This is a genomic window from Haliea sp. E1-2-M8, from assembly GCF_030649675.1.
Classification (GTDB): domain Bacteria; phylum Pseudomonadota; class Gammaproteobacteria; order Pseudomonadales; family Halieaceae; genus Haliea.
This window is the reverse complement of record NZ_JAUTDR010000002.1, coordinates 196,239-208,906: the sequence shown is the minus strand read 5'-3', so window position 1 is coordinate 208,906 and position 12,668 is coordinate 196,239. Positions and strand designations below refer to the sequence as shown.

The following is a 12,668-nucleotide window of genomic DNA, read 5'->3' as shown; positions in this document are numbered from 1 at the left end:
CTGTGCTAGGTCGCCTGGAAAGCCTGTACCGCCGCCTTCGACGCAGTTTCAGTCGCAGTGTCTGGCTGGCACGCCTGCTGCGTCTGCCCGATTCCGCAGGTCCGGCAACCCGGCCGGGCCTGGTCATGATTCAAATCGACGGACTCTCGCAGCAACAGTTTGAGCGCGCGCTGGAGCGCGGCGAAATGCCATTCCTCAGGCGCTTGCTCAGGCGCGAGCACTATCGGGTGCATGCCCATTACTCCGGTTTGCCGTCCACAACTCCGGCGGTTCAGGCTGAACTTTTTTACGGCGTGGCGGCTGCCGTGCCGGCATTCTCCTACCGGGACCGGACTTCGTCCGCAATTGTCCGCATGTATGAACCCGAAGTGGCCGCGCAGGTCGAGGCCCGGCTGGCCGCTGAAGGCGGTGAGGCACTGCTCAGGGGTGGCAGCGCCTATTCCAACAACTATACGGGCGGGGCCGCGGAATCCCACTTCTGCGCATCCTCGATGGGGTGGGGGTCGACGCTGCGCGCCGCCAATCCCCTGGTGATGATGGCCTTTCTACTGGCCAACTTCTACAGTTTTGCCCGGGTCGGGGTCCTGTTGCTTTTGGAACTGGCTCTGGCACTGCGTGACTTCGGGCAGGGCCTGGTCAGAGGCCACGGTTTACTGGCGGAACTGAAGTTCATTCCCACCAGAGTGGGTATTTCTATCCTCCTGCGGGAGCTTTGCGTGATCGGCGGCAAGATCGATATCAGCCGTGGCCTGCCGGTTATTCATATGAATCTGCTCGGCTACGATGAACAGGCGCACCGCCGCGGCCCCGAATCACTGTTTGCCCACTGGACCCTCAAAGGAATTGATGATGCGGTTGCCCGGTTGTGGCGAGCGGCCGCTCATGCGCCGTGGCGGCAGTACGAGATCTGGGTTTATTCCGATCACGGGCAGGCGCTGGTGCGCCCTTATGCAGAGCTGCAGGGCTCCACCCTGGCAGAGGCGGTATCCGCCGCGTTCGCAACCAGCAGCGGCGCGCCGCTGCGAACACACATCGACGGGGTGGCCGGCGAACAGACCCAGCGCGTTCGCTTGCTTGGGGGCACACGGATACAGCGTCTTTTCGCCGTGATGGGGCTAGATGGGGGCGAGCATGAGGAGCCTCATCCCATGGTCGCTGCGCTCGGGCCCATCGCCCATGTCTATGCGCCGTCCGAGGTCAGCAAGGCCGAGCGCGACCGTATCGCACATACGCTGGCAAAGACCTGCAGGGTTCCGGTCGTGATCACTGTCCAAGCTCCAGGCCAGCTACGCGCGCACACAGCTACCGGAGACTTCCGCCTGCCCGGTGACGAAGGCGCCCTGTTCGGGACGCAGCACCCCTTTCTGCCCTCCATTGCAGAAGATCTTGTGCACATGTGCCAGCATCCCGACGCCGGAGATCTGGTGTTGCTGGGCTGGCGTCAGGGGCTGGAGCCCGTGAGCTTCGCTGCGGAGAATGGCGCCCACGGTGGTGCGATGCCCGCTGAGACCAACGGCTTTGCGCTGCTACCGATCGACACCCCGCTGCCGCAGCGCGACAGAAACTATCTGCGCCCCAGAGAGCTGCGCAACGCCGCCTTGCGCTACCTGGGTCGGGCGGAGCGGGGAGCCGCCCCGGTTCCCAGGCCGAGCAGCAGTGCCCGTACGGATACACTTCGAGTGATGACCTACAACGTACACAGCTGTGTGGGCATGGACGGCAAACTGGATGTCGAGCGAATCGCGCGGGTGATTGCCCGCGGCAGACCGGATGTGGTCGCGCTGCAGGAACTGGACGTCGGGCGTTCGCGCACAGATGGCATGGATCAGGCACATTTGATCGCACGCTATCTGGAAATGGAATTTCACTTTCATCCCGCGCTACACTTGGAAGAGGAGCTCTATGGGGACGCCATTCTGACACATCTGCCCCAGCGCCTGATCAAGGCCGGCGCCCTGCCGGGGCTGGCCGACAGGGCTTCGCTGGAGCCTCGCGGGGCGCTCTGGGTGGCGCTGGAGCTGGACGGTGTCGAGGTTCAGTTCATCAATACCCACCTGGGCTTGCACCCTCGCGAGCGGATGGCGCAGGTGCAGGCATTGTTGGGCAATGAATGGCTGGCACATGAACAGTGCCTTGGCCCGGTGATTCTTTGCGGAGATTTCAATGCCCTGCCCTCATCGCCGGTGTGTCGGCAAATTTCAGGGCGCCTGGTGGATGCACAGGCGCAGGCCCCGGGGCAGCCCCGGGGTACGTTCTCCGGCCGTTTTCCCGCGGTGCGCATTGATCACATTTTTGTCAGCGCCGAACTTGAGGTTACGGGAATCGAAGTTCCCGCATCGGCACTCGCGCGGGCGGCTTCCGATCATCTCCCCCTGCTCGCGGAGATACGTTTTTCTGGACAGGGGCGCAGGACCTAGGCATGCAGGACCATTTCATCGACACTGAGGTATAGTCTCTGCGCCAATGGAGCGGATGTTGCATGACCTACTACATCAGCAAAATCATCATCACGACAGCACTGATTGTGTTGATCTCCGAGATCGCCAAGCGCAGCTCGCTGGTTGGTGCGATTCTGGCGTCCATTCCCCTCGTGTCGGTACTGGCGATGATCTGGCTGTATGCCGAAACCAGGGATACGGCCGCTGTGAGCGCGCTCGCGTCCAGCATATTCTGGCTCGTATTGCCGTCACTGGCTCTGTTTGTGACCCTGCCTGTGTTGTTGGGCAGGGGGCTGGGATTTTACCCGGCCCTGGGTACTGCCATCGCACTGACAGTTGTTTGCTATTACCTCATGGTGTTGATATTGGGCTACCTTGGTGTGAAGCTGTAGTTGGCTGGCTCCGGGCGGTTAGCCGGCGGCCGGCTCGCTCTGGCAGGCCGGTGCTGGAAGGAGGTCGTTGATGAACAGGCAACAGCTGGGTTCCGTGGCGAAAGCCATCGTCGCCAGGCAAAAAGGTGTGTTGGCGGCGGACGAAAGCGGGCGCACGATCAGGAAGCGCTTCGAGTCGGTCAAGGTCGAAGCGACAGAGGAAAACCGCCGCCGCTATCGCGAAATCCTGTTCACTACTGATGGCATCGAACGTTACATCGGTGGTGTTATTCTCTTTGAGGAAACCTTGCGCCAGACCACCCGGGACGGCACACCCTTTGCCGAGTTGCTGTCGAGTCGCGGCATCTTGCCCGGGATCAAGGTGGACAAGGGGGCCGTAGCGCTGGCCTTGCACCCTGGCGAGCGGATTACCGAGGGTCTGGACGGGCTGCGCGAGCGCCTGCTCGAGTACCGTGAGTTGGGAGCGAAGTTCGCCAAGTGGCGCGCTGTGCTTGATAGCGATGAGCGCGATGTGCCGAGTGCCTGCGGTATTCGGGCCAACACCCACGCACTGGCGCGCTACGCGGCACTGTGTCAGGAACTGGGGATTGTTCCAATCGTGGAGCCGGAGGTGCTGATGGATGGCGCCCATACCATCGAGCGTTGCGAAGAGCTTACCTCCAGGGTGTTGGAGGCGGTGTTCATCGAACTGGATGCCCACGGCGTGTTCCTCGAAGGTATGCTGCTGAAGCCGAACATGGTGATTGCCGGTCTGAAATGCGAGCGGCAAGCCCCGGTGCAGGAGGTGGCCAATGCCACCCTGCGCTGCATGAGCCGCCACGTGCCCGCAGCTGTCCCGGGGCTGGTGTTTCTGTCCGGCGGGCAGAGTGCGGAAGACGCCACGGACCATCTCAACGCCATGAATGCGATGGGTCCCTGGCCCTGGCAGATCAGTTTTTCGTTTGGGCGGGCATTGCAGGCGCCGGTCCTGGCCGCCTGGCGGGGGCGGGAAGATAATCTGGCCGCCGCCCAGCGCATACTACTCAGGCGCTGCGAGCTCAACGGCCTGGCGCGCGACGGCAAGTATGCCCGGTCGCTGGAAGGAGCACCCTGAGTTTGACCGGGGTACACAGAACTTTGGATACGGTGATGACAAGGATGGAAACGGGGCACGTCGACGCCGCGCTGGCGGAGCACTGCATGCGCCGCGCCATAGAGCTTGGCCGTCGGGCCGCTGAAACCGGCGAGGGCGGGCCGTTCGGCGCGGTAATCGTGCGCGATGGCGCCATTGTCGGCGAGGGCTGGAATCAGGTTATCGCCAGCAATGATCCCACTGCCCACGGTGAAATCATGGCAATCCGCGATGCCTGCGATCGTGCCGGCAGTTTCGATTTGCAGGGTTGCCATATCTACACCAGCGGAGAGCCCTGCCCGATGTGTCTGGGCGCCATTTACTGGGCGCGTATCGGACACGTTTTCTACGGCTTCTCCATTCACGCGGCGGAGATCTGCGGCTTTGACGATCAACGCTTTTATCAACAGCTGGCGTTACCCCAGGAGCAGCGCGACGTCGGCCAGACCCAGGTGCTGGGGGAGGAGGCTTTCGCTGTCCTGCAGCAATACCTGGGCAGGCCGGACCGTGTACCCTACTGACATTCCCTGACAGAGCCCGCATTGATGGACCTGATTCTGCACCATTACGCCCTATCGCCGTTCGGCCGGAAAATCCGCAGCATGCTGGGCTATGCGGGCTTGACCTGGCAGTCCGCAATTACCCGCGAGATGCCGCCGCGACCGGTCCTGGCGCAGCTTGCGGGTGGCTATCGCAAGATCCCGGTGGCCCAGATCGGCGCCGACGTATTCTGCGACAGCCGCACGATCGCGGCCGAGATTGCCGCGCTGGTCAACAAGCCCCAGCTGGCGCTGGAAAATCTTGACGCCGAGGCTCAGGTCTGGGCGGGCCGGGCGGACCTGGACATGTTTTTTCCCTGTGTCCTGGCGGCCGGCACCCCGGCGATGCGCCGCAAGGCACGGGAGTTCATGTCCCTGCTGGACATGGGCCGTTTCATGCTGGATCGCATTGGCATGAGCCGCAAGGCGGCGGTGAAGATTGCCGGCGTCAAGGAAGCCCGGCCTCTGGTGCTGGCGCACCTGGCGCAGGTGGAGGCGCGCCTGGAGCAGGATTTCCTGTTCGGCGAGGCCCCGACTCACGCGGACTTTTCCACTTATCACGGGCTCTGGTTTATTCGCGATCTGGGTGAATCACCGTTGGTCGATGCTTTTCCCAATACGCTGGCTTGGATGGATCGCATCGCCGCTTTTGGCGAAGGTGTGCGCAGCGAGATCGCGCCGCAGCAGGCGCTGGAGGCGGCCGCCGGCGCCGAGCCGCGGCCGATTGCGTCGGCGGACCAGGCGGACCCCTGTATCGGCCAGCGGGTAACGATCGCGCCCTCGGACTACGGGCAGGTGCCAGCAGCCGGGACCCTGGCCGGCGCCACTGAGCACAGCTGGATCCTGGCGCGCGACGAAAGCGGGCTGGGAACGGTGCATGTGCATTTTCCCAGGCAGGGGTATTCCCTGCACACAGCGGAGCAGGACCGTGCCTGAGCAGGAGCCACAGCGCTCCACCCGGGTCCGTGCCAGCAGGGCCTATGCCCGGGCTACCAACCGCGCCAGGGAATATATCGAGGAACCGGAGAAGTTGAAATCGCTGGCGGCTGCCGCGGGGCGCAAGGCGGAGGCCCGCAGCGGGCCGCTGGCGGCCATCATCAAACCGCTCAAGGACGCTCTGCGTCTGGTGGGCGCCTACGCCAGGGGCTCCTACCGGGATATCTCCTGGCGTTCACTGCTGATTCTCGTGGCGGCGGTGGTGTACTTTGTAATGCCGGTGGATCTGGTGCCGGACTTTATCCTCGGCCTCGGGCTGCTGGACGATGCGGCCATACTGGCCTGGACCCTGCGCACCCTGAACCAGGATCTGGAGCGCTTTCTCGCCTGGGAGCGTGGCGAACAGGATCCGGCAGACCCGGCGGAGACGCCTGGCGACAATCTCGACTGACAAGGGTGCAACCGGGCTGGCGCCGGCCCACTATTCGCGGATGGATGCAGTATGGAGTTTACCGAAGTCATTTCCCTGCTCGCCCTCGGTACCGAGGCAGTTGGCGTGCTGGTTATGCTGGTTGGAGCAGGCTATTCCTCGGTGGTGTTCATGCGCCACTTCAACAAGGTGCCGGAGGGGGTGGCTTATCAGATTTTTCGCCGGCAACTGGGCCGCTCGATTATCCTGGGCCTGGAATTCCTGATCGCCGGCGACATCATGCAGACGATCGTTGTCGCCGCGACCTGGGAGAATGTGGCGGTGCTGGGCCTTATTATCCTCATACGCACCTTCCTCAGCATGATCCTGCACCTGGAAATCGAGGGCCGCTGGCCCTGGCAGCAGGCAGCGAATGATTCGGCCGGCAGTGCCCGCCCCGACGGGCGGTAATTGAATTTTCCGGTTGCGGCACTATACTGTGCAAAATCACAGTATTGAGGTGCGCTCTTGGCCATTCGGCAGCCGTCCCAAACCCGCCGCGGGCGTGGCGCTACCTTTGATCCCCACAATCGCTTCGCCCCGGTGGTCAGTGAAACCGTGGATGATGGCTGGTGGCGGGATGAGGCACCAGAGCGCATTGCCACGCAAGTCAGGGATGAGCCCGCGAAAAGTGCGCTCAGCTGGAACAGCTCGCCGGATCTGGGCTTCGACCGCTCCATCAACCCCTACCGGGGTTGTGAGCACGGCTGCATCTACTGTTATGCGCGGCCGAGCCACGCCTTTTGGGACCTTTCCCCGGGCCTGGATTTCGAAACCCGCCTGATTGCCCGCACCGGCCTCGTCGAACGGCTGCAGGCGGAGTTGTGCAAGCCCGCGTATCAGTGCAGCCCTATCAATCTGTCCGGCAACACCGACTGCTATCAGCCGCTGGAAGCCAGCCGCGGCACTACCCGGGCGCTGCTGGAATTGCTCCATGACAGCCGCCACCCGGTGACTATCGTCACCAAAAGCGCGCTGATCCTCCGGGATACGGCATTGCTGGCTGACATGGCCCGCGACCGGCTATTGCATGTGTTCATCAGCGTGACGACGCTGGATGACGATCTCAAGCGCAGCCTGGAGCCGCGCACAGCATCGCCCGCTGCGCGGCTGCGGATTATCCGCGAATTGAGCGCGGCCGGTATCCCGGTAGGGGTGCTGGCGTCACCGATGATCCCCGGTCTCAACGACCGGGAGCTGGAGGAGATCCTGCAGAAGTCCCGCGATGCCGGCGCGGTCATGGCCAACTGGATGCTGCTGCGCCTGCCACTTGAAGTGGCGCCTCTGTTCGAGGACTGGTTACAGGCGCACTACCCGCAACGGGCGGCCAAGGTCATGAGCCTGATTCGCCAGTGCCGCGGCGGGGCAGATTACGACGCCCGCTTCGGCCAACGCATGCGCGGCGAAGGCGTGTTCGCGCAACTTCTGGCCCGGCGCTTTCAACAGGCCAGCAAGCGCCTGGGCTTGAATGCGCGGCGCTACGATGAACTCGATTGCAGCCGGTTCCGGCCGCCAGGGGCCCAGGGCGATCTGTTCGCCAGCGCATGATTTGCTGCGGTATCCGCGTCAGTTGTCGTCCGCCCGCAGCATCAGCCAAACCAGCCCATTTTGCATGGAGTACCAGAAGGCCCCCTCAAGAGCGCCGCTGCCTGCCTCGGTCTGCCACATCTGGAAGTAGGCGCCGCCAATAGCCGAGAAGATTCCGAACCACAGGGCTACCGCCAGCCCGGTTCCCAGCAGGGCGAAGCGCTTGCGGGCATTGAATTCGGTAGCACTGGCGTTGCGTACCGACCACAGGTCGAAGGCCCCCTTGGCCGCCAATACACCCGCTGCAAATTCCAGGGCAATAATTACCGCCAGCATGGTCCAGATCAGTGACGGCGCCTGTACCGCTGGACCCAGGTGGTCCGGGTAGGCTGCGTGGCCCTCCATGCCCGCCATCAGGGCGACAAAGCCATAGGCTGCGTCCAGGTTCGCCAGGTTCTGCAGGCCATACATCAGGCAGAAGAATGCGGCAAAGGCGGCCAGGCTGATTTTCAGGTAGCGCATGATTCTGCCTCTCGTATTATTATCTCCGGCTACTTTAGCATGACGTCTCAATATTTCGACAGGAGTCTCCCGTGCATCATCCCTTTGCCGACCATATGAAATTGCAGATGCTCCGCCAGGAGCACGGCTATAGTAAATGCCAGATCGAAGTGGAGGCGGACCTGCACCACAACCCGCATGCCGTGGTTCACGGTGCCGTCCTGTACGCGCTGGCGGACACCGGTATGGGTGCGGCGCTGTATCCGACGCTGGAGGAGGGCCAATCCTGCGCTACCATTGAGATCAAGATGAACTACTTCCGGCCGGTTTTGGCAGGCACCGTGGTGTGCGAGACGACCTTGCTCAATCGTGGACGCTCGGTCGCCAACCTGGACGCGCGGCTGTTGTGCGACAACCAGCTGGTGGCCCAGGCCAACGGCAACTACGCCATCATCCGGCGCTGATTTCGGGAGTTGCGGGACGATTATGTGCGCTGGGTGCGCGATACCATGGGCTCTGGCCTCTATGTATTCCTCAGGCCCTGATGTCACGCGGCCGTGAGAACAGGCTCTCTGTGCCGGGTTTTGTGGAGGTCTTCTGGCGTTTCCTGCTGCTGGGTTGTGTCAGCTTTGGCGGCCCCGCTGCCCATATCGGCTACTTCCAGCAGGCTTTTGTCCAGCGCTTGCGCTGGCTGGATGACGCAGCCTATGCCCGCCTGGTTGCCCTGAGCCAGTTCCTGCCGGGCCCCAGTTCCAGCCAGGTCGGCTTTGCCATCGGCTACCGCCGTGCGGGGCTGCCCGGCGCCGTGGCCGCCTTCCTCGGCTTTACCCTGCCATCCTTTCTGCTGATGTTCGCCGTCGCGGTGCTGTCGGCGCAGGTTGCTGGCAGCGGCGGGCTCGAAGGCCTGGTACGCGGTCTCAAGTTGCTGGCGGTGGTGGTGGTGGCGGAAGCAGTGCGCACCATGGCGCTGTCCTTCTGCCGTGACGCTGTCACCACAGCCATTGCTGTGTTGACCGCGGCCTTGTTGCTGCTCGCAGCTGCGCCCTGGGCGCAGTATGTTGCCCTGCTGCTGGCTGCGCTGGCGGGCTTGGTTCTTCTGCCCCGGCTCGACACGGGCGCGGCGTCGCAAGCGCAAGCCAGAACCGGTATTCGCTGGCTGCCTCTGGGTCTGTTCACCCTGCTGTTCGTCGGGCTGCCACTCTATGCCTGCGGAGACCCGGTCTGGCGCCTGTTCAGCCAGTTCTACAGCAGCGGGAGCATGGTCTTTGGTGGTGGCCATGTAGTGCTGCCCCTGTTGCAGCAACATCTGGGGGATGCGGTCAGCGAAGACCGTTTCCTGCTGGGCTATGCCGCCGCCCAGGCGATGCCCGGGCCGATGTTTTCTCTGGCAGCATTTCTCGGCGCCGACCTGCTGCCGGCGGCCCCCTTCAGTGGCGCCCTGCTGGCTACTGCCGGCATTTTCCTGCCCGGCTTCCTGCTGGTGCTGGCCCTGCAGTCGGCCTGGGAGGCACTGGCGGCTAGGCCCCGGGTCATGGGCCTGGTGGCCGGCGTCAATGCGTCGGTCGTGGGCCTGTTGCTGGCAGCCTGGGTCAACCCTGTGGCGCTGGCGGCGATCAATGGCTGGCTGGATGCGGTTCTGGCAGTTGCGGGCTGGTTTCTTCTGTTCCGCTGGCGGCCTCCGATTCTTGCCCTGGTGGCGGGTTTTGCCGCCGTTGGTGTTGTGTTGAATGTTTGAGATGGGATTGGTCAATATTGGCGAAGCCGCTACACTAGAACACGGAATGGATTACTGAAGCTGCACAGGAAGGTATTTATGTCGAACGAAGGTTACCACGAGCCCGTTGCTGAACTCAGCGACGAAACCCGCGACATGCACCGCGCCATTGTTTCCCTGATGGAAGAGCTGGAGGCTGTGGACTGGTACAACCAGCGTATGGACGCCTGCAAGGATCCGGAGCTGAGGGCTATTCTCCGCCATAACCGTGACGAGGAAAAGGAACACGCGGCCATGGTGCTGGAGTGGATTCGGCGTCGCGATCCGGTTCTCGACGGAGAACTGAAGGACTACCTGTTCACCGACAAGACCATTGCGCACGAGTAACGTGGCCGTGCGCGCACTCGGGCTCGGCGTTTTGCTGCTGCTGGGCGGCTGTCTGGGCACCCCGCCGGGGGTGGAGCCGGTGGGGAATTTCGATGCCCAGCGCTACCTGGGTACCTGGTACGAAATCGCCCGGCTCGACCATGTATTCGAGCGCGGTCTCGATGGCGTTACCGCCACCTACAGTCTGAATGATGACGGCAGTGTGCGGGTGTTGAACCGCGGCTATAGCGCGAAGAAATCCGAGTGGTCCGAGGCGGAAGGCGTGGCCAGGTTTGTGGGCGACGATACCACTGGCCACCTCAAAGTGTCCTTTTTCGGGCCGTTCTATGCCTCGTATGTGGTGTTCGAGCTGGACCAGGAGAACTATGACTACGCCTTTGTATCCGGCTTCAACAACAGCTATCTGTGGCTGCTGGCACGCACACCAGAGGTCAGCGCCGAACTACAGCAGCGCTTTGTGCGGCGGGCTGGCGAGTTGGGGTTTGCGGTGGACGAGTTGCTGTTTGTCGACCAGAGCCGGAACCTCGCACCATAGCGAGGGCGCCGGCCCTGGCTCCTTGCCCGGGTAGAGGCTGTATTCCGCCAGGCAGGCGTGCCTACATGGAGACGCCCATCAGCTTCCATTCGCCAGCCTGGTTATCCTCTTCTGTGTAGCGATACTTGACCCTGGCACCGTCCGGCGCGTTTTCGATCATGGCATTCTTGGGTGCCTTGAACTCGACCCGGTTGCGGCGGTTCAGCTTGCACTCGCTGCCTTTTTCCGCGCGGTTTGCCGAGTGGAAGGCGACATAGACATCGCTGCCCATCTGCTCGGCTTTTTTCTTGTCCACCGTGCCCTCCAGGATGCAGTCCTGGGTTACTTCTGCCCAGGCGCCAGCGGCGAACAGGGGCAGGGTGGCCAGTATCAGTGCTCTCGTTATCGTCTTCATGGTACACCTCCGGTCTGGCGTCTCGCGACGCTTGTGTTCCAGGGTCAGGCAACCCGGTATGCGGAGCTCTGCCCTGGACTGTAGCCATCATAGGGCCATCTGCAGCAATTAATCTATCGCTGCAATGTAACTGTCACAATAAGTTCACAATAGTAGTGTAAAGGGGTGGCCGCTCCCCGAGACGCCGGCTCCAGCTCAGGCAAACAGGCCGTGGATATACCACTGCCGCCGCAGGCGGTCGTGGAACAGCCAGTAATACTGCCCCCTGGAGCCCCGGGCGATGTAGTAGTCGCGGCTGACCGGTTCCTGCCACCAGTTGTCTTCGATACGCTCTGGCCCGCCGACCAGTTGCAGCAGGCCCTGCCAGTGCAGTTGCCCCTGCTCCCGGTGAATCGGCTGTGGTTCCGGTAACAGCCAGAACGGGCGCCGGGCACAGGGTTGACCTGCGGGTAGGGCCGCGGCGGCTTCGCTGCCGACATGCAGGGCCAGCTCCGGCAGATGCTCATCCCGGCAGCCGATAGTGAGGATGGCCTGCAGGCCCAGGCGGTTGCGCAGGCGGTCCAGCAGCGCCTGCATGGGTTCGCGCTGGTTGTGGGGGCTGAACAGGTCGATGCTGGCGCTGCGCCCCGTCAGTAGCTGGCGGCACTCCAGCGCCAGACCTTCAATGCCCGTACGCAGTTGCAGGCGATCCAGCTGCAGCCGGGTGAGCTGGTACCAGTTCTCCCAGTCGCTGTGACGGCTGCTACTGCGCACTTGCAGGCACTGGACCTGACGGTCAACCGCTATCAGCTGCCACTCGATCTCCTCCGCCTGCAGTTGGGCCTGGCGCAGGAACCCGCACAGGGCCTGCAGCAGTTGCTGCACGGCGGGCAGCAATTCCGCGGTTGTTTTGACTTCATAGCCAAACCAGTGCTGATCACTGAAGTGGGCCGGGGGGTGATAATCCGGTTGCAGGTCAGTTTCCCGTCCCAGCATCTGTCGCAGCCAATGGACCAGGGGTTTGCCGCAGCGTCGCCCGAGAGCGGATTCGGGCAGTGCCAGTATGTCTCCCAGCCGCTGCAGACCGGCCCGGCGCAGGGCGGCAACCTCCCTGGGGAAGTCATCCAGCAGGGTCAGCGGCAGGGAGTTGAGCTGCTCCTGCCAGCCATCCGCGCCGCCGGCAGCCAGCTCCTGGGTGCCGAAGGACAGCAGCCACGCTGCCTTGGGGGTGGGTGCCAGGCCTGCCTCAACCCGGTAGCCGCGCAGCTGAATGCCGCAATGCACGGTTTGCAGCAGGTTCTCCAGGCTGCGGAACAGGGCCAGGCAGCCACCGACTTCCAGTTGCAGGCAATCGCCGCGCCAGGGATACAGGGTGGGGGTGATGCCATAGGCCCAGCAGCACAGCTGTTGCAGGCAATGCTGCTCGGCTTCCTGGTCTCGCGCCAGCAATTGTAGTGGCTCGCTGCCCGCGAGGGCGCGCACGGTGGCTGCCGCCATACCCTCGAGAATGCCGAGACTGGCAGCGCAATCATTGGCCCGCAGCACCCGTTGCCGGGCCAGTACCACCATGGGCTGCGCCTCGCTCAGTGTCTGGCACTGCAGGGGCAGCTGCGGAAATCGCAGGCACAGCCAGAGGCTCACGGCCCGCACCCGGGCCGGTTATTGGCGGCGGGCATTTTCCCCAGCCTGGCATGAATACTGTGCATATGTACAGTATCAGAGGTCGGGTCGCCGTTGTCCAGCGCT

The 12,668-nt window shown here is 63.2% G+C and carries 15 protein-coding genes; 12 read left to right on the top strand and 3 right to left on the bottom strand.

Annotated features, from left to right (window positions below; genetic code table 11):
• Positions 1-2 precede the first annotated feature (2 nt).
• The 8 genes from Q6D67_RS02610 to Q6D67_RS02575 all read left to right on the top strand — a co-directional run bounded on the left by Q6D67_RS02610 (position 3) and on the right by Q6D67_RS02575 (position 7,433).
• The gene (locus Q6D67_RS02610; RefSeq protein WP_304703978.1) at positions 3-2,417 is read left to right on the top strand and encodes an endonuclease/exonuclease/phosphatase family protein; all 2,415 of its coding nucleotides are present in this window, start codon (positions 3-5) and stop codon (positions 2,415-2,417) included.
• A gap of 62 nt (positions 2,418-2,479) precedes the next feature.
• Positions 2,480-2,830 (top strand): DUF3147 family protein, encoded by a 351-nt coding sequence (locus Q6D67_RS02605; RefSeq protein WP_304703977.1) that lies wholly within the window; start codon positions 2,480-2,482, stop codon positions 2,828-2,830.
• A 70-nt stretch (positions 2,831-2,900) separates the two neighbouring features.
• A complete protein-coding gene (locus Q6D67_RS02600) occupies positions 2,901-3,923 on the top strand; it encodes a class I fructose-bisphosphate aldolase (RefSeq protein ID WP_304703976.1) in 1,023 nt (340 codons plus the stop codon).
• Positions 3,924-3,958: 35 nt separating this feature from the next.
• Positions 3,959-4,462, top strand: coding sequence for a nucleoside deaminase (locus Q6D67_RS02595; RefSeq protein WP_304703975.1), 504 nt, complete (start codon positions 3,959-3,961; stop codon positions 4,460-4,462).
• A 24-nt stretch (positions 4,463-4,486) separates the two neighbouring features.
• Positions 4,487-5,416 (top strand): glutathione S-transferase family protein, encoded by a 930-nt coding sequence (locus Q6D67_RS02590; protein ID WP_304704096.1) that lies wholly within the window; start codon positions 4,487-4,489, stop codon positions 5,414-5,416.
• Positions 5,409-5,867 (top strand): YkvA family protein, encoded by a 459-nt coding sequence (locus tag Q6D67_RS02585; RefSeq protein ID WP_304703974.1) that lies wholly within the window; start codon positions 5,409-5,411, stop codon positions 5,865-5,867. Before Q6D67_RS02590 ends, Q6D67_RS02585 begins: the two co-directional genes overlap by 8 nt.
• Before the next feature lie 51 nt (positions 5,868-5,918).
• Complete coding sequence (locus Q6D67_RS02580; RefSeq protein WP_304703973.1) at positions 5,919-6,296, top strand: DUF1622 domain-containing protein; 378 nt, start codon at positions 5,919-5,921, stop codon at positions 6,294-6,296.
• Between the two features lie 57 nt (positions 6,297-6,353).
• Positions 6,354-7,433, top strand: coding sequence for a PA0069 family radical SAM protein (locus tag Q6D67_RS02575; protein WP_304703972.1), 1,080 nt, complete (start codon positions 6,354-6,356; stop codon positions 7,431-7,433).
• 18 nt (positions 7,434-7,451) lie between these two features.
• Here Q6D67_RS02575 and Q6D67_RS02570 read toward each other — a convergent pair whose 3' ends face one another.
• On the bottom strand, positions 7,452-7,934 hold the full coding sequence (locus Q6D67_RS02570; protein ID WP_304703971.1) for a DUF2165 family protein: 483 nt from the start codon (positions 7,932-7,934) through the stop codon (positions 7,452-7,454).
• A gap of 71 nt (positions 7,935-8,005) precedes the next feature.
• Between Q6D67_RS02570 and Q6D67_RS02565 the strand changes: the two genes are divergently transcribed.
• From Q6D67_RS02565 to Q6D67_RS02550, 4 genes are all read left to right on the top strand, one after another.
• Complete coding sequence (locus Q6D67_RS02565; RefSeq protein WP_304703970.1) at positions 8,006-8,377, top strand: PaaI family thioesterase; 372 nt, start codon at positions 8,006-8,008, stop codon at positions 8,375-8,377.
• 110 nt (positions 8,378-8,487) lie between these two features.
• Positions 8,488-9,648 (top strand): chromate efflux transporter, encoded by a 1,161-nt coding sequence (gene chrA, locus Q6D67_RS02560; RefSeq protein WP_304703969.1) that lies wholly within the window; start codon positions 8,488-8,490, stop codon positions 9,646-9,648.
• 78 nt (positions 9,649-9,726) lie between these two features.
• Positions 9,727-10,014, top strand: a complete 288-nt coding sequence (locus tag Q6D67_RS02555) for a ferritin-like domain-containing protein (protein ID WP_304703968.1) — start codon at positions 9,727-9,729, stop codon at positions 10,012-10,014.
• Positions 10,015-10,021: 7 nt separating this feature from the next.
• Positions 10,022-10,549, top strand: coding sequence for a lipocalin family protein (locus tag Q6D67_RS02550; protein WP_304703967.1), 528 nt, complete (start codon positions 10,022-10,024; stop codon positions 10,547-10,549).
• Between the two features lie 61 nt (positions 10,550-10,610).
• Here Q6D67_RS02550 and Q6D67_RS02545 read toward each other — a convergent pair whose 3' ends face one another.
• The gene (locus Q6D67_RS02545) at positions 10,611-10,943 is read right to left on the bottom strand and encodes a hypothetical protein (RefSeq protein ID WP_304703966.1); all 333 of its coding nucleotides are present in this window, start codon (positions 10,941-10,943) and stop codon (positions 10,611-10,613) included.
• A 195-nt stretch (positions 10,944-11,138) separates the two neighbouring features.
• Positions 11,139-12,563 (bottom strand): DNA polymerase Y family protein, encoded by a 1,425-nt coding sequence (locus tag Q6D67_RS02540; RefSeq protein WP_304703965.1) that lies wholly within the window; start codon positions 12,561-12,563, stop codon positions 11,139-11,141.
• Positions 12,564-12,668 lie beyond the last annotated feature (105 nt).